The sequence below is a fragment of the Bradyrhizobium sp. 154 genome (assembly GCF_023073875.1).
Taxonomy (GTDB): domain Bacteria; phylum Pseudomonadota; class Alphaproteobacteria; order Rhizobiales; family Xanthobacteraceae; genus Bradyrhizobium.
Genome location: NZ_JADPKG010000044.1, coordinates 90,304 through 106,212 on the forward strand (window position 1 = coordinate 90,304; position 15,909 = coordinate 106,212).

14 protein-coding genes are annotated in these 15,909 nt (G+C 64.6%); 11 read left to right on the forward strand and 3 right to left on the reverse strand.

Annotation, left to right across the window (positions count from 1 at the left end; genetic code table 11):
- Positions 1 to 45 precede the first annotated feature (45 nt).
- From IVA92_RS10310 to IVA92_RS10350, 9 genes are all read left to right on the forward strand, one after another.
- On the forward strand, positions 46 to 1,152 hold the full coding sequence (locus IVA92_RS10310) for an efflux RND transporter periplasmic adaptor subunit (RefSeq protein WP_247279560.1): 1,107 nt from the start codon (positions 46 to 48) through the stop codon (positions 1,150 to 1,152).
- Positions 1,153 to 1,331: 179 nt separating this feature from the next.
- Complete coding sequence (locus IVA92_RS10315) at positions 1,332 to 4,469, forward strand: efflux RND transporter permease subunit (protein WP_247279561.1); 3,138 nt, start codon at positions 1,332 to 1,334, stop codon at positions 4,467 to 4,469.
- 34 nt (positions 4,470 to 4,503) lie between these two features.
- A complete protein-coding gene (locus tag IVA92_RS10320; RefSeq protein WP_247279562.1) occupies positions 4,504 to 5,103 on the forward strand; it encodes a TetR/AcrR family transcriptional regulator in 600 nt (199 codons plus the stop codon).
- Between the two features lie 174 nt (positions 5,104 to 5,277).
- On the forward strand, positions 5,278 to 5,901 hold the full coding sequence (locus tag IVA92_RS10325; protein ID WP_247279563.1) for a flavin reductase family protein: 624 nt from the start codon (positions 5,278 to 5,280) through the stop codon (positions 5,899 to 5,901).
- A gap of 318 nt (positions 5,902 to 6,219) precedes the next feature.
- Positions 6,220 to 8,487 (forward strand): acyl-CoA dehydrogenase, encoded by a 2,268-nt coding sequence (locus IVA92_RS10330; RefSeq protein WP_247279564.1) that lies wholly within the window; start codon positions 6,220 to 6,222, stop codon positions 8,485 to 8,487.
- Positions 8,487 to 9,770 (forward strand): acetyl-CoA C-acetyltransferase, encoded by a 1,284-nt coding sequence (locus IVA92_RS10335; RefSeq protein ID WP_247279565.1) that lies wholly within the window; start codon positions 8,487 to 8,489, stop codon positions 9,768 to 9,770. Before IVA92_RS10330 ends, IVA92_RS10335 begins: the two co-directional genes overlap by 1 nt.
- 2 nt (positions 9,771 to 9,772) lie before the next feature.
- Entirely contained in the window at positions 9,773 to 11,869 is a 2,097-nt protein-coding gene (locus IVA92_RS10340) for a 3-hydroxyacyl-CoA dehydrogenase NAD-binding domain-containing protein (RefSeq protein ID WP_247279566.1), read from the forward strand.
- 7 nt (positions 11,870 to 11,876) lie between these two features.
- Positions 11,877 to 12,287: an acyl-CoA thioesterase gene (locus IVA92_RS10345; RefSeq protein ID WP_247279567.1), complete on the forward strand. Its 411-nt coding sequence runs from the start codon at positions 11,877 to 11,879 to the stop codon at positions 12,285 to 12,287.
- A 221-nt stretch (positions 12,288 to 12,508) separates the two neighbouring features.
- Positions 12,509 to 12,700, forward strand: coding sequence for a hypothetical protein (locus IVA92_RS10350; RefSeq protein ID WP_247279568.1), 192 nt, complete (start codon positions 12,509 to 12,511; stop codon positions 12,698 to 12,700).
- Between the two features lie 230 nt (positions 12,701 to 12,930).
- Here the strand turns inward: IVA92_RS10350 and IVA92_RS10355 are convergent, their stop codons facing one another.
- Positions 12,931 to 13,383 (reverse strand): nuclear transport factor 2 family protein, encoded by a 453-nt coding sequence (locus IVA92_RS10355; RefSeq protein ID WP_247279569.1) that lies wholly within the window; start codon positions 13,381 to 13,383, stop codon positions 12,931 to 12,933.
- A 153-nt stretch (positions 13,384 to 13,536) separates the two neighbouring features.
- On the opposite strand from IVA92_RS10355, the gene IVA92_RS10360 reads away from it, so the two are divergent.
- Positions 13,537 to 14,223, forward strand: a complete 687-nt coding sequence (locus IVA92_RS10360) for an HAD-IA family hydrolase (RefSeq protein ID WP_247279570.1) — start codon at positions 13,537 to 13,539, stop codon at positions 14,221 to 14,223.
- A gap of 87 nt (positions 14,224 to 14,310) precedes the next feature.
- Positions 14,311 to 15,159: a DeoR/GlpR family DNA-binding transcription regulator gene (locus tag IVA92_RS10365; RefSeq protein WP_247279571.1), complete on the forward strand. Its 849-nt coding sequence runs from the start codon at positions 14,311 to 14,313 to the stop codon at positions 15,157 to 15,159.
- Here the strand turns inward: IVA92_RS10365 and IVA92_RS10370 are convergent.
- Together IVA92_RS10370 and IVA92_RS10375 are read right to left on the reverse strand one after the other, a co-directional pair.
- Positions 15,156 to 15,578: a type II toxin-antitoxin system VapC family toxin gene (locus IVA92_RS10370; RefSeq protein WP_247279572.1), complete on the reverse strand. Its 423-nt coding sequence runs from the start codon at positions 15,576 to 15,578 to the stop codon at positions 15,156 to 15,158. The two genes, IVA92_RS10365 and IVA92_RS10370, sit on opposite strands and share 4 nt — an antisense overlap.
- Complete coding sequence (locus IVA92_RS10375; RefSeq protein ID WP_247279573.1) at positions 15,578 to 15,832, reverse strand: type II toxin-antitoxin system Phd/YefM family antitoxin; 255 nt, start codon at positions 15,830 to 15,832, stop codon at positions 15,578 to 15,580. The genes IVA92_RS10370 and IVA92_RS10375 overlap by 1 nt, the downstream gene beginning before the upstream one ends.
- Positions 15,833 to 15,909 lie beyond the last annotated feature (77 nt).

Sequence of the window (15,909 nt, forward strand, 5' to 3'; positions counted from 1 at the left end):
GATTAATCGACATTCCTCTCATTCGAGATGCAGGAGTGTCCTTCGATGTTCGTCCGGTCGGTTTTGTCCAGCTATTCCAGGCTGTTGGCGGGTGTGTCGCTGGCCCTGATGGCCGCCGCACTGGCTGGGTGCAATGACACCATCGCCGAAAAGGCCGAGCCGCCGCGGCCGGTTCTGGTCGCAACGGCCCATTATGACGCCGAGACGCCCGAGCGGAGCTTCGTCGGGACCATTCGGCCGCGGATCGAGAGCGATCTCGGTTTTCGCGTCGCCGGCAAGGTCGCAAAGCGCCTGGTCGAGGTCGGCCAGACCGTCGAAATCGGACAGCCGCTGGCGACTCTCGACGAGATCGATCTGAAGCTCCAGGCCGAGCAGGCCGTTGCCGAGTTGACTGCCGCGACCGGCGTGCTGGCCCAGGCCGCCGCTGCCGAGCAGCGCGCCAAGGACCTAAAGGCCAAGGGCTGGACCACCGATGCCCAGCTCGACCAGAGTCGTGCCGCCGCTGACGAGGCCCGTGCGCGCCTGAATCGGGCCGAGCGCTCGGTCGAGCTGACCAAGAATTCCCTTTCCTACGCGACGCTCAACGCCGACGCCCGTGGCGTCGTCACCGCAACGCTGATTGAGCCCGGCCAGGTGGTCGCCGCGGGCCAGGCCTCGATCCGTGTCGCCCGCTTTGCCGAAAAGGAAGCGGTCGTCGCCATCCCTGAGACGCTGGTCGGACGCGCCAAGTCGGGCGCCGCCAGCGTCACTCTTTGGTCCGAGCCGAACAAGAAGTACACGGCCAAGCTGCGCGAGATCGCGCCGGCGGCCGATCCGGCAACCCGCACCTATCTGGCAAAATTCTCGCTGCCCGAAGCCGACGACAAGGTCGCGCTCGGCATGACCGCGACGCTCACGCTGTCGGACGCCGCCACCGAGCGCGTCGCCCGGCTGCCGCTGTCGGCGTTGTTCAACGAAGGCGGCAAGCCGTCCTTCTACGTCGTCGACGACAACGGCGCGATTACGCTGAGGCCGGTGACGGTGAAGTCCTACGAGAGCAACGACGTCGTCATCACCGGTGGTGTCGAAGAGGGCGCCAAGATCGTCGCCCTCGGCGTGCAGAAGCTCGATCCGAGCCAGAGGGTGCGGATCGTCTCGTCGCTGTCCTTCTAACGAACGTTTACGAGTTCCTCATTGCGAGGTGAGTTTCGGCCCGAGCGCAAATGCAAGGGCTGAAGCGGCGAAGCGATCCAGAACCTGCCCAGCCCCCTGGATTGCTTCGCTGCCTCGCGATGAGGCCTTCAATAGAGCGGCTGTCGTTTTTGCAACTGGATCGTCTTTCGGAGAGTGCGATGAAGCGCTTCAACCTTTCGGCCTGGGCCGTCAGCCATCCGACGCTGGTGCTCTTCCTGATGATCGTGCTCGGCGTCGCCGGCTTCTTCTCCTATGAGAAGCTCGGCCGTGCCGAGGATCCGTTCTTCACGGTGAAGGTGGTCAACGTCTCCGTGATGTGGCCGGGAGCGACCGCGCAGGAGATGCAGACCCAGGTCGCCGATCCCATCGAGAAGAAGATCCAGGAGCTGCCCTATTTCGAGAAGGTGCAGACCTATTCCAAGCCCGCCTTCACCGCGCTCCAGGTGACGTTCCGCGACAGCACCCCGCCGAAGGACGTGCCCTATCTCTTCTACCTCCTTCGCAAGAAGCTGGTCGACGTGCAGGGTCAGCTGCCGTCCGGCATCCTCGGGCCCGTCGTCAACGACGAATTCTCCGACGTCGATTCCATCCTCTACATGATGACCGGCGACGGCGCCGACTATGCTCAGCTCAAGAAGGTCTCGGAAGGATTCCGTCAGCGCCTCCTGAAGGTGCCCGGCGTGACCAAGGTCGACGTCTACGGCAATCAGGACGAACGCATCTTCGTCGAGTTCAGCCACGCCAAGCTCGCCACCCTCGGCATCACGCCGCAAGCGCTGTTCGATTCGCTCGCCAAGCAGAACAACGTGACGCCGGCCGGCACAGTCGAGACCTCGTCGCAGCGCGTGCCGCTGCGCGTCACCGGCGCGCTCGACGGCGCCAAGGCCGTGGCCGAGACGCCGGTCGAGAGCAACGGCCGCGTCTTCCGTCTCGGCGATATCGCCACCGTCACCCATGGCTATGTCGATCCGCCGAGCTTCGTGGTCCGCCAGGAAGGCAAGCCCGCGATCGGCATCGGCGTCGTCACCGCCAAGGGCGCCAACATCCTCGATCTCGGCAAGGAGGTCGAGAAGGCGACGAGCGAATTCATGAAGGCCGTGCCGCAGGGCATCGACGTCAGGCTGATTGCCGACCAGCCCAAGGTGGTCGAGCACGCCGTCGGCGAGTTCGTGCACTCCTTCATGGAGGCGCTCGTCATCGTGCTGTTCGTCTCATTTTTGGCACTGGGCTGGCGCACCGGCATCGTGGTCGCGCTGTCTGTGCCGCTGGTGCTCGGCATCGTCTTCATTGTCATGAACACGATGTCGCTCGACCTGCACCGCATCACGCTCGGTGCGCTGATCATCGCGCTCGGTCTGCTCGTCGACGACGCCATCATCGCAGTCGAAATGATGGTGGTGAAGATGGAGCAGGGCTGGGATCGCATGCGCGCGGCGTCCTTTGCCTGGGAATCAACTGCGTTTCCGATGCTCACGGGAACGCTGGTCACGGCCGCTGGCTTCCTCCCCATCGGCTTTGCCAATTCCGCGGTCGGCGAATATGCCGGCAGCATCTTCTGGATCGTGGCGATCGCGCTGGTCGCCTCCTGGTTCGTGGCGGTGATCTTCACGCCCTATATCGGCGCCATGCTGCTGCCGGAGACGAAGGTCCACCACAATCACGATCCGCACGCAGTCTACGAGACCCGCATGTACCGCGGCCTGCGCGCCATCGTGCAATGGTGCGTCAATCATCGCATCACCGTGGTGGTCGCGACCGTCGGAATTTTCGTCGCCTCGATCGTCGGGTTCGGCCATGTCCAGCAGCAGTTCTTCCCGCTGTCGGAGCGCCCCGAGCTGTTCCTCCAGCTCCGCCTGCCGGAGGGCACCGCCTTCAACGTCACCGAGAAGGCGGTGAAGAAGGCCGAGACCCTGCTGAAGGACGACAAGGATATCGAGACCTATACCGCCTATGTCGGCCAGGGTTCGCCGCGCTTCTGGCTCGGCCTCAATCCGCAGCTGCCGAACGAGGCCTTCGCCGAGGTTGTCATCGTCGCCAAGGGCGTCGAGGCGCGCGAGCGCATCAAAGCCAAGATCGAAAACGCCGCTGCCGAGGGCTTCCTGTCCGAGGCGCGCGTGCGCGTCGACCGCTTCAATTTCGGTCCGCCGGTCGGTTTCCCGGTCCAGTTCCGTGTGATCGGCCCCGACGCCAACAAGGTGCGCGAGATCGCCTACCAGGTCCGCGACGTCATGCGGCAGAACAAGAGCGTCAAGGACGTCCAGCTCGACTGGAACGAGCAGTCGCCTTACCTCAAGCTCGTCGTCGACCAGGACCGTGCCCGCGCCATGGGCCTGACCCCGCAGGACGTCTCGCAGGCGCTGGCGATGCTGATCTCGGGCGCGCAGGTCACGACCGTGCGCGACGGCATCGAGAAGGTCGGCGTGGTCGCCCGCGCGGCGCCGTCCGAACGCCTCGATCTCGGCGGTGTCGGCGACCTGACGATTACCTCGCGCAACGGCGTTGCCGTGCCGCTGCAGCAGATCGCCAAGATCGAATATGCCCACGAGGAGCCGATCTTGTGGCGGCGCAACCGCGACATGGCGATCACCGTGCGCTCCGACGTGGTCGACGGCGTGCAGGCGCCCGACGTCACCAACCAGATCACGCCGAAGCTGAAGGCGATCAAGGACCACCTCGAGCCGGCCTACCGGATCGAGCCGGGCGGCGCCTTCGAGGAATCCGCCAAGGGCAACGCCTCGATCTTCATTCTCTTCCCGCTGATGGTGATGGTGATGCTGACGCTCTTGATGTTCCAGCTTCAGAGCTTCTCGCGCCTGATCCTGGTGTTCCTGACGGCGCCACTCGGCATCGTCGGCGCCTCTCTCGGGCTCAATGTCGCCAATGCCCCGTTCGGCTTCGTGGCGCTGCTCGGCCTGATCGCGCTTGCCGGCATGATCATGCGCAACACCGTCATCCTCGTCGACCAGATCGAGACCGACGTCTCGCACGGCCTGACCCGGCGCGAGGCGATTGTCGAGGCCACCGTCCGCCGCGCCCGACCGGTGGTGCTGACGGCGCTCGCCGCGATTCTCGCCATGATCCCGCTGTCGCGCTCGGCCTTCTGGGGCCCGATGGCGATCACCATCATGGGCGGCTTGTTCGTCGCGACCTTCCTCACGCTCTTGTACCTGCCGGGCCTCTATGCGCTTTGGTTCAGAAAGAGCCTAGATGAGGCTGGTACTCCCGAGCAGCCTGCCGCGCCGCAGCATGGGAGCGATGAGCCACGCGCAATTCCGCTTGCTGAAGCGGCTGAATAAGTGAGATGAAGTGCTGACTGACGAGTCCTGACAGATGACACTGATTACGGAACATATCGAAAGCGACACCCGGGATCGTATCCTCGAGGTGGCCGAGCGGCTGTTCCGCCAGATCGGTTACCAGAAGACCACGGTCGGAGACATCGCCAAAGAACTGCGGATGAGCCCCGCCAATGTCTATCGCTTCTTCGAATCGAAGAAGGCGATCCATCAGGCGGTGGCCCGCTCGCTGATGGGCGAGGTTGAGCTGGAGGCGCAGCGGATCGTGGCGCGGCCCGGTCCGGTGCTGGAGCGCTTCCGCGAGCTGCTCACCACCATCCATCGCATGAACACCGAGCGCTATGTCGGCGACAATAAGCTGCATGAGATGGTCGAAATCGCCATGCAGGAGGACTGGGACGTCTGCGTCACCCACATGGAATGTATCGCCGGAATGATCGGCCAGATGATCGGGCAGGGCGTCGCCGCCGGCGAGTTCGAGGCACCGGACCTGCAATTGGCCGCGCTCTGCTCCTGCACCGCAATGATGCGCTTCTTCCATCCCCAGATGATCGCCCAGTGCGCCACCAAGCCGGGCCCGACCATCGACCAGATGATCGATTTCGTCATCGCGGGATTGTCGCCGCGGCACTGACGGGGCGGTGGCTTTCCTCCTATAAGCAGCTTCGCGCCACCCTAACGGAGGGATGACGGCAAGGACGGACCAACACACTCCGTCATTGCGAGCGTAGCGAAGCAATCCAGGCTGTCTCCGCAGAGGGATTCTGCATTGCTTCGTTCCGCTCGCAAGACGGGAAGGAAACAGAGCGTGACCGCCAAAGACCCCTACTTCTACGAGCCCTCCAAGGGCCACGGCCTCAAGCACGATCCCTTCAACGCTATTATCGCGCCGCGGCCGATCGGCTGGATCTCCTCGCGCGACGCCAGGGGCCACGTCAACCTCGCACCCTACAGCTTCTTCAATGCGTTCTGTTATGTGCCGCCGATCATCGGCTTCTCCTCCACCAATTGGAAGGACACGGTCGAGAACATCCAGCAGACCGGCGAATTCGTCTGGAATCTCGCCACGATGGATCTGGCGAAGCACATGAACGCAACCGCCGCGCATGTCGCGCCCGAGGTCGACGAGTTCGAGGTCGCGGGTCTGACCGCCGTGCCCGGCAAGCTTGTCAACGTGCCGCGCGTCGGCGAGAGCCCGGTCGCCTTCGAATGCAAGGTGTCCGACATCGTTCGTCTCAAGGGCGCCAACGGCAAGGAGGCTGACGCCTGGCTGACGCTCGGCGAGGTCGTCGCCGTCCACATCGACAAGGCCATGATCAAGGACGGCGTCTACCAGACCGCCGCCGCCCGCCCTATCGTCCGCGCGGGGCGCCGCGGCGACTATTTCGAGATCAAGCCGGAAAACATGTTCGAGATGGTCCGGCCGGATTAAGCCGGGCTGCTGCTTCCACAGGTCATTCCGCGGCGTCGCCAGACGCGACCTATGATGCGCAATTGTGCATCAGAGATCCATTGGTCCACCAACGCTGCCGCACGCTCGATTCCGGGCTCGACGCTTGCACGTCGCCCGGGAATGACTGTGGCGAGGCGTTCGGCCCCATTTCCCGATCCCGGAACCGGCACCGCGGCCCGGCCGTTATGGCCCCTGGGCGGCCGCCCGGCCGCGTCAATTTCGCAGGCGAAGTGTTCGCCTCGGCCAGCCAGTTTCCGCTAAAATGCCCGATAACCGCGCCGATGCATGAGGTCAGCCATGAGCTTCCGCCGCGACACTCTGACAAAGCCGATCTTCACTCTCGCGCGCGGCGTGCTGCCGGCGATTTCCGATACCGAGCGCGAGGCGCTGGAGGCCGGTGACGTCTGGTGGGACGCCGATCTCTTCACCGGCAATCCCGATTGGTCGAAGCTGCTGAAGGTCCCGCAGGCAACGCTGACCGCGGAGGAACAGGCTTTCCTCAACGGCCCCGTCGACGAGCTCTGCGCCATGCTCGACGAGTGGAAGATCTTCTGGGAATGGCGCGACCTGCCGCAGGACGTCTGGCACTTCGTCAAGCGCGAAAAGTTCTTCGGCATGATCATTCCGAAGGAATTCGGTGGGCTCGGCTTTTCGCCGTATGCGCATTCCGAAGTCGTGCGAAAAATCTCGACCCGTTCGATCGCGGCCGCCGTCACGGTGATGGTGCCGAACTCGCTCGGCCCCGGCGAGCTCTTGATGCGCTTCGGCACCAAGGAGCAGCAGCAGCGCTGGCTGCCGCGCCTCGCCGATGGTCGCGACATTCCCTGCTTCGGCCTCACCAGCCCGGAGGCCGGCTCCGATGCCGCCTCGATGGTCGACACCGGCATCATCTGCAAGGGGGAGTTCGAGGACCGCGAGGTGATCGGCCTTCGTCTCAACTGGCACAAGCGCTACATCACGCTCGGCCCCGTCGCGACGTTGCTCGGTCTCGCCTTCAAGGCCTATGATCTCGATCACCTCGTCGGCGATCAGGAAGAGCTCGGAATCACGGTGGCGCTGATCCCGACTAATCTGCCCGGCGTCGAGATCGGTCACCGCCATCTGCCGTCGATGCAAGTGTTCCAGAATGGCCCGAACCGGGGCCGCGACGTCTTCATCCCGCTCGACTACGTCATCGGCGGCGAAGCTCGGCTGGGGCAGGGCTGGAAGATGCTGATGACCGCGCTCGCCGCCGGGCGCGGCATCTCGCTGCCGTCGCTGTCGGCCGCCGGCGCCGCCTTTGCGGCGCGCACCACCGGTGCCTATGCTCGCATCCGCGAGCAGTTCGGCATCTCCATCTCCAAGTTCGAGGGCGTCGAGGAGCCGCTCGCGCGCATCGTCGCGACCGCCTATCAGCTCGATGCGGCGCGGCGGCTGACCTGCGCGGCGCTCAATGCCGGCATTCATCCTGCCGTCATCTCCGGCATCATGAAGCTGCATGCGACCGAACGCATGCGCACTGCGATCGACGACGCCATGGACATCCACGGCGGCAAGGCCGTGATCGATGGTCCGCAGAACTATCTCGGCAATCTGCATCGCGCCGTGCCGGTCGGCATCACGGTCGAGGGCGCCAACATTCTCACGCGCAATCTCATCGTGTTCGGGCAGGGCGCCATCCGCGCCCATCCCTATCTGCTCGGCGAGATGAATGCGCTCGCCGACACCGACCGCGAGCGCGGCCTCGCCGCGTTCGACAAGGCTTTCTGGAAGCACGTCGGCCACAGCTTCCGCACACTGCTTCGCGCCTTTGGCCGAAGCTGGACGTTCGGCGCCTTCGCACCGGCGCCTGATGCGGGCGATGCCACGCCATTCTATCGCCAGCTCTCGCGCTACTCTGCCGCCTTCGCGCTCTGCGCCGATCTGGCGCTGCTGACGCTCGGCGGCGCGCTCAAGCGCAAGGAGATGCTGTCGGCGCGGTTCGGCGACATTCTGTCCGAGCTGTATCTGCTCTCGGCCGCGCTGAAGCGCTGGCAGGACGAGGGCCGTCAGAAGGAGGATTTCGCCGCGCTGGAATGGTGCATGGCGACGGGCTTCCGAACCATCGAGAACCGGCTCGCGGAAATTCTGGCCAATCTGCCGAACCGCTTCGTCGCAGCCTTCCTCAAGCTCGTGGTCCAGCCGTTCGGCGCACGCGTGCTCGGCCCGTCGGACCGCGTCGTCCATCAATGCGCAAGCCTCGTCCTGGAGCCGTCGGCGGCGCGCGAGCGTCTCACGCCCGATCTCGCCCATGTCGACGACGACGGCGGCTTTGCCCGGCTTGAGCGCGCGTTCAAGCTCGCTGCAGAAACCGATGCGATCGCTAGGCGCGTGCGCGCCGCGCAGGTCCGCGACTGGAAGGACGCGGTCGCCAAGGGTGTGATCACGCAAGCCGAGGGCGAGCAGCTCGCCGCGGCCCGCGAAGCCGTCAACGAAGTGATCGAGGTCGATGACTTTGCGCCTGAGGCGCTGTCACCGATTTACAAGAAATCCGGCGACGTGCATCAGTTCTTCCAGGAACTCGGTGAACAGAGGGCGGCGAGCTGATGGCACGACCGGTTTTCATCATCGACGGCAGTCGGACGCCGTTTCTGAAGGCGCGCTCGGGCCCCGGCCCGTTCACGCCGGTGGATCTCGCTGTGCAATGCGGCCGACCGCTGCTGGCGCGCCAGCCGTTCGCCCCGACTGACTTCGACCAGGTCATCCTCGGCTGCGTCAACGTGATCGCGGACGAGATGAACCCCGCCCGTGTCGCCGCGCTGCGGCTCGGCATGGGCGAGGACATGGTTGCCTTCACGGTACAGATCAATTGCGGCTCCGGGATGCAGTCGATCGACACTGCCTATCGCTACATCCGCGAAGGCCATGCCGACATGATCCTGGCCGGTGGAACCGAGGCGCTGAGCCACGCGCCGCTGGTCTGGCCGAATTCCGGCGTGCGCTGGTTCGCCGGGCTCGCCACCGCCAAGGGCGTTGCCGCGAAGCTCGCCGCAGCCTTCAAGCTGCGCCCAAGCTATCTCAAGCCGGTCATCGGCCTCGAGCGCGGACTGACCGATCCCGTCACCGATTTGAACATGGGCCAGACCGCCGAGGTCGTCGGTCATCTCTTTGGCATCACGCGCGCGCAGTCTGATGCCTACGCGGCCGAGAGCCATCGCCGCCTTGCGCATGCGCAGGCCGAAGGTTTTCTGAAGGGCGAGGTTGAGACCGCGTTCTCCCGGGATGGCAAGTTCTTCGACCATGACGACGGCGTACGCCCGGACTCGACGGCCGAGACGCTTGCAAAGCTCCGGCCGGTGTTCGAGCGCCCCTGGGGACAGGTGACCGCCGGCAATTACTCGCAGATCACCGATGGCGCCTCCTGGGTGATCCTGGCCTCCGACGCCGCGGTCGCCAAGCATAAGCTCACCCCTAAAGCTGTCATCGTCGACAGCAATTGGGCCGCGCTCGATCCTAGCATCATGGGGCTCGGCCCGGTGATCTCGGCGACGCCGCTGCTCCAGCGCAACGGCCTCAGCATCAACGACGTCGAGACCTGGGAATTGAACGAGGCTTTCGCCACGCAGGTGCTCGGCTGTCTCGCCGCCTGGAACGACGATAAATTCTGTCGCGAGATTTTGGGCCTCGACGGCGCAGCCGGCGAGATCGCCCGCGAAAGACTAAACGTCGACGGTGGCGCGATCTCGCTCGGTCATCCCGTCGGCACCTCCGGCAACCGGATCGTGCTGCATCTCGTCAACGCCATGAAGCGGCTTGGCACGCGGCGCGGCGTTGCCACCGAATGCATCGGCGGCGGGCTCGGCGGCGCCATGCTGATCGAGGCGCTGTGACCATGGATTCCAAGATCATGACCGCGCTTGGCGACCGCGTGCTGGAGCTCGGGCCCAAGCCTGGGACAGACAGTCCCTACAAGCACTTCAAGCTGACGCGCGATGCCGATGGTGTCGCCTGGCTGCTGTTCGACCGCGCCGAGGCGAGCGCCAACACGCTGTCCTCGGATGTGATGGAGGAGTTCGATGCCGTGCTTGCGGCGATCGAGACCGAGCGTCCCGCCGGCCTCGTGATCCGCTCGGCAAAGCCGTCCGGCTTCATTGCCGGCGCCGACGTCAACGAATTTCGCGGCGCGTCCGATCCTGAGATGGTGGAGACACGCATCCGGTCCGCGCATGCCGTAATCGATCACCTGGAAGCCTTGAGGTTGCCGACGGTGGCGGTCATCCACGGCTTCTGCCTCGGCGGCGGGCTCGAGGTCGCGCTCGCCTGTCAGGCGCGCATCGCCATCGAGGGGGCGCGCTTCGGCTTCCCGGAGGTGATGCTCGGCCTTCATCCAGGCCTCGGCGGCACCGCGCGCTTCACCGCGCTGGTCAATCCGATCCAGTCGATGGCCCTGATGCTGACCGGCCGCACCATCGATGCGCGCCGCGCCAGATCGCTCGGCCTCGTCGACACCGTCACGCAGGAGCGCCACGTCCACAATGCCGTGAAGGATGCGCTGTTCGGACGTCTGAAGCGGGCGCGGCCGGGCTTGCTGGTTCGCGCGGCGAATGTCGGCCTCGTGCGCGGGCTGCTCGCCAGACGCATGCGCTCGCAGGCGGCGAAGGCGGCATCTCGTGAGCATTATCCGGCGCCCTACGCGCTGATCGATCTCTGGGAGACCCACGGCGGCAGCAAGGCCTCGATGCTGAAAGCCGAACAGGGCTCGTTCGCCAAGCTGATGGTGACGCCGACCGCGCAGAACCTGATCCGGGTCTTCTTCCTGCGCGAGCAGATGAAGAAGGCGGCGGGCAGCGGCAATGCCGTCAAGCATGTGCATGTCATCGGCGCCGGCGCCATGGGCGGTGACATCGCGGCCTGGTGCGCGGGCCAGGGGATGCGCGTCTCGCTGGCCGACATGAAGCCGGAGCCGATCGCCGGCGCGGCGAAGCGCGCGGCCGAACTCTACGGCAAGATCATTCGCAAGCCGACCGACGTGCGCGACGCACTCGATCGCCTCATTCCCGACATGGACGGAGAAGGCGTACGCAACGCCGATCTCATCATCGAGGCCGTGCCGGAGAAGCTCGAGCTGAAGCAGAAGGTCTATGCCGGCCTCGAGCCGCGGATGAAGCCCGGCGCGATCCTTGCGACCAACACGTCGAGCATTCCGCTACAGGACTTGCGAACAACGCTGGCGCGGCCGGATCGGCTGGTCGGCCTGCATTTCTTCAATCCGGTGTCGCGGCTGCAACTGGTCGAGGTCGTCAGCCATGACGGCAACGACCCGCAAGTGCTGAAAGAGGCGCTCGCCTTCGTCGGCGCGATTGACCGCCTGCCGCTGCCCGTGAAGAGCTCGCCCGGCTTCCTCGTCAATCGCGCGCTGACGCCGTACATGCTGGAAGCCATGGTGATGCTGGACGAGAAGATCGACCAACGCCTGATCGACGCCGCGGCCGAGCAGTTCGGCATGCCGATGGGACCGATCGAGCTGGCCGACCAGGTCGGGCTCGACATCTGTCTCGATGTCGGCGACATGCTGCGCACCAAGTTCGGCGATCTGCTGCCGCCGACGCCGGCCTGGCTGCGCGAGAAGGTCGCCAAGGGTGAGCTCGGCCGCAAGACCGGCAAGGGCTTTTATGTCTGGAAGGAGGGCGAGGCGGAGAAGGCACAGCTTCCCGAGACCGGTCCGCGCGTCACCGACCAGATGATCGACCGCCTGGTGCTGCCGATGTCCAACGTCTGCGTCGCCGCGCTGCGCGAAGGCGTCGTCGACGACGCCGACGCGGTCGACGGCGCCCTCATCTTCGGCACCGGCTATGCACCGTTCCGTGGCGGTCCGTTGAACTATGCGCGCACGCGCGGCGTGGAAAATGTCGTATCCAGCTTGCGCGCACTGGCCGAGCGATTCGGCGAGCGCTTTGCGCCCGATCCGGGGTGGAACAGTTTCAAGTGAGAGAGATATGAGTGAACACGCCGCCACCGGACCGCGCGGGGATCTCTGTATTCGTACTCTGGCGATGCCCGCCGACACCAACGCGAATGGCGACATCTTCGGCGGCTGGCTGCTCAGCCAGATGGATGTGGGCGGCGGCGTGTTCGCCTCGAAAGTCGCGAAGTCGCGCACGGTGACCGTCGCGATCGAAGCGATGAATTTTCGCAAAGCGGTCTATGTCGGTGATCTCGTATCCGTCTACGCCAATCTCGTACGGGTGGGTCGTACCTCGCTCACCGTGCATCTGGAAGCCTGGGCGCTGCGGCGCGGTGAGGAGCATCCGTTCCTCGTCACCGATGGCAACTTTACCTACGTCTCGATCGACGAGCACGGCCGCCCGCAGGCGGTTCGCGCGACCGACACGACGATCGCGACGTAATCGCGCGACTCTCTGGCTCATCTCACGAAGACGTGGCAAGCACCGCAAACGCGGCGCGACTAAGTCATCGCGTCGCGTCTTCGCCAAGAACCAGTCATAAAACGGATGAGGTCCTAGCGTACTCAATTGCGTGTCGATTCGGGGTGGAAACGGCCTCAAATGCCCGCGGAACCTTTGGGCAGGAATGCCGTTATTTGCCCGCACTGAGGAATCCACGGGCCATGCCGGACAGCTACATCATCGAAGTCAATTCGCAGACCGCAGGTATCGTCGTTCGTTCTCAGGGAGGCTACTGTTTCTTCGCCTCATCCGACCGCTTCAACCGCCTCGAAGGTCAACTCTTCCGCAATGCCCGCGAAGCCGAGCGCGCCGCGCGCAAGCTTGTGAACGGCGAGGTGAAGGAGGCGGCGTAAGCGCCTGGCGCTGGTAATTTTGACGCGCGAAGCGTGGTCGGAAATTTTTACCGCCCACACCGCTGCTCCTCCTTTCTCCTTGCGGGAGAAGGTGGTGCGAAGCGCCGGATCAGGATCGGCTCCGCAAACGCAGAAGTGGGAGGTTCGTTTCGTGGATGGAGACCGCTCACCCGTCTCGCCGCTCCGCCGCGAACCACCCTCGCCCGCAAGGGGAGAGGGTTGGAACGTCATCACAACTTCGTCGCCGCCCGCGACAGCAGCTTCCACTCGTCGCCCTGCTTCTGCCAGTTCATCAGGATGTGGAGGTTGGTCGATACTTTCTTCCCATCGGCCGCCATCTCCTGTTCGCCGAGCCAGTGGAAGCGCACGATCGCGGCGGGACCGACGACCTTGATGGTCGGGTCCTTGTATTCGATCGAGAGGAATTTCGACTTGCCGTCGGTCGCATTGGTGATGAAGGTCGCCTTGTCCTCGACCTTGCCGCTGGAATGGCTGTAGCTGAGCTCCTCCGCGCAGAGTGCGCCGAGCGCCTTAGGATCCGCTGCGATCTGGGCGAGGCGGAAGGCCTCCACCTTCTTCGCCACGGCCTCTTCGTCCGCTGAAGCGGCCAGTGCCGGTGCCGCGAGAGCAAGCGCGGAGACGGCGAGAGTCGATAGAGCCAAATCGCGTCGGTTGATCATCATCGTTTCCTCCTTTTTGATCTTGCCACGAGTGTTGCAGCCGCGCGCGACTTTGTCGAGTGCCGCATTGTCGTGATGTGGACGCGTCATTGCGCAATCGAGGCCGTATTGATACGTCTTTCGCATTGATGCGCCACGCACTTGGGAAGTACGGAAATGATCGAGGCCAAAAGGCAAGCGATGGGCAGGGCGTTACTGTTCGACATTGACGGGACGCTGGCCGATACGGATCCGCTTCATCGCGAAGCCTTTCACCGCGTGTTCGCCCCGCGCGGCCATGTGGTGGACGATGAGCGCTTCAAGCGCGAGCTTCAGGGCTTTTCCAATGTGTCGATCGAGGAGCGATTTCTGCCGGACGAATCGCCGGAACGGCGCCTCGCAATCCTCGGCGAGAAGGAGGCGATCTTTCGTGATCTGGTGGCCGGGCAGATCGTGCCGATACCGGGGCTGATGGCGCTGCTCGACCGTGCGGATGCCGCCGGCATTCCCATGGTGGCCGTGACCAACGCGCCGCGCCTCAACGCCGAGCTGCTGCTCTCGGGCCTCGGCATCACCGAGCGGTTCAAGGCAATCGTGATCGGCGACGAGCTGCCGCACGGCAAGCCGCATCCGCTGCCCTATCAGGAAGGACTGCGTTTCGTCGGCGCCAGCGCAGAGGCGTCGATCGCGTTCGAGGACTCACGCTCCGGCGTGCAATCGGCCGCGGCGGCCGGCATCCCGACCATCGGCATGCGCACCACCCTCAGCCATGCAGACCTTGTTGCCGCGGGCGCGGTCGCGTCCGCGCGCGCCTACGACGATCCGGAGCTGCTCGCGCGCCTAGCCGCCGCGATGGCGTGTTGAGGCAGTCCGTTAACCGTGATCGTCTCCCGCATTGACCGAACGCGCGAACCGCCGCACCATGCATCGTTCTGATTTGAGGCTCTTGCCGTGACCGGACTGACCCATCGCCAAGCCGAAATCCTCAACCTCGCGCGGGCCTCAGGCCGCGTCATGGTCGAGGAACTCGCGCGCCGGTTCGAGGTGTCGGCGCAGACCATCCGCAAGGATCTCAACGATCTCTGCGAGCGGAGATCGCTGACCCGCATCCATGGCGGCGCCATCATCGCCTCGGGCGTTGAAAATCTCGCCTACGAGGCGCGCCGCTTCGTCGCCGCCGACGAGAAGAAGGCGATCGGCGCTGCTGCCGCCTCGCTGATCCCGAACGGCTGCTCGCTCTTCATCAACATCGGCACCACGACGGAGGAGGTCGCGAGCGCGCTGACCTCGCACGAGGATCTGCTCGTCATCACCAACAATCTCAACGTCGCCATGCTGCTCTACCGCCATCCCCGCATCGAGGTGGTGGTCGCCGGCGGCACGGTGCGGCGCGCCGACGGCGCGGTGGTCGGCTCGACCGCGACGCAGCTAATCGGCCAGTTCAAGGTCGATTACGCCATCATCGGGGCGTCCGCGATCGATGAAGAGGGCGCGCTGCTCGACTTCGACTATCGCGAGGTGCAGGTGGCGCAGGCGATCATCGCCAATGCTCGCAGCGTCATGCTGGTCGCCGATTCCACAAAGCTCCGCCGCAGCGCGCCGGTGCGGATCGCCCACATCAGCCAGATACAGACCTTCGTCACCGACCAGGAGCTGCCCGAGCGCCTCGCCACCATCTGTCACAGCAAGGGCATCGAGGTGGTCGAAGCCATGCCGAAGGAGGCGAGGGAGATCGATGAGACGCAGGCCGATGCGCAGGATGCCGCGCCTGAAGCAGTGCCGGTGATGCGGTTGCGCTAAGATTTAGGTGCGCTCCACGGGTTCAGCAGCGTCACGCCCGTAGGTTCGAAATCTCCCACATTGCGCGTAACGACCGTTAAGCCGTGAACAAGTGCGGTCGCAGCAATAAGGGCGTCGCGTTCGGCCGGCGGGTTCGGAACATGCAGTTGCGCGCAACGCTGCGCCACGGCCGTGTCGATCGCCAGAATCCGTCCCTCGAACCGGGCCAGAATGTGATCGTTGATCCAGGCACGCAGGACGGCACCTTGCACCGCGTCTTTGCGCTCGATCAGGCGCGCACCAAGTTCAATCTCACGAATCGAGATGGCGGACATGAAAAAATTCGCCGCAGGCACAGCATTGGCCCAGGCGAGGACATTGCGATCGGCCTTGTCCGGCCGCCTCAGTTCGGAAATGACATTGGTGTCCAGCAGAAACATCAGTCGAGATCAGCGGGCCTAGAGACGCCGCCGGTCATCCGAGGCGGTTCGAAATCGAAGTCCGCGTTCGCCTGTGCCAGAGCTTCGGCAAGGTTCATGTGCCCGCCGCTCAAGCGCAAATAGTCCTCGATGGTCAGCAGGACATGGGCCGGGCGGCCGCGATCGGTAATGAAGACAGGTCCGTGCGAGGCCGCTTTCTTGGCGCGGCTCGTATCCTGATTGAATTCCCGGCTGGTCAGGGTGGTCACGACCATCTGTGCGTCCAAGCCATTCGATGCTCTGCTCACGAGATCTATGTAGAGATGTTGCTACATTCAAGTCAATAAGCGCG

Bases quoted from the DNA above. Each gene is read 5' to 3' on its own strand.
- IVA92_RS10310 (WP_247279560.1), top strand. From the start codon at position 46: ATGTTCGTCCGGTCGGTTTTGTCCAGCTATTCCAGGCTGTTGGCGGGT.
- IVA92_RS10315 (WP_247279561.1), top strand. From the start codon at position 1,332: ATGAAGCGCTTCAACCTTTCGGCCTGGGCCGTCAGCCATCCGACGCTG.
- IVA92_RS10320 (WP_247279562.1), top strand. From the start codon at position 4,504: ATGACACTGATTACGGAACATATCGAAAGCGACACCCGGGATCGTATC.
- IVA92_RS10330 (WP_247279564.1), top strand. From the start codon at position 6,220: ATGAGCTTCCGCCGCGACACTCTGACAAAGCCGATCTTCACTCTCGCG.
- IVA92_RS10335 (WP_247279565.1), top strand. From the start codon at position 8,487: ATGGCACGACCGGTTTTCATCATCGACGGCAGTCGGACGCCGTTTCTG.
- IVA92_RS10340 (WP_247279566.1), top strand. From the start codon at position 9,773: ATGGATTCCAAGATCATGACCGCGCTTGGCGACCGCGTGCTGGAGCTC.
- IVA92_RS10345 (WP_247279567.1), top strand. From the start codon at position 11,877: ATGAGTGAACACGCCGCCACCGGACCGCGCGGGGATCTCTGTATTCGT.
- IVA92_RS10350 (WP_247279568.1), top strand. From the start codon at position 12,509: ATGCCGGACAGCTACATCATCGAAGTCAATTCGCAGACCGCAGGTATC.
- IVA92_RS10355 (WP_247279569.1), bottom strand. From the start codon at position 13,383: ATGATGATCAACCGACGCGATTTGGCTCTATCGACTCTCGCCGTCTCC.
- IVA92_RS10360 (WP_247279570.1), top strand. From the start codon at position 13,537: ATGATCGAGGCCAAAAGGCAAGCGATGGGCAGGGCGTTACTGTTCGAC.
- IVA92_RS10370 (WP_247279572.1), bottom strand. From the start codon at position 15,578: ATGTTTCTGCTGGACACCAATGTCATTTCCGAACTGAGGCGGCCGGAC.
- IVA92_RS10375 (WP_247279573.1), bottom strand. From the start codon at position 15,832: ATGGTCGTGACCACCCTGACCAGCCGGGAATTCAATCAGGATACGAGC.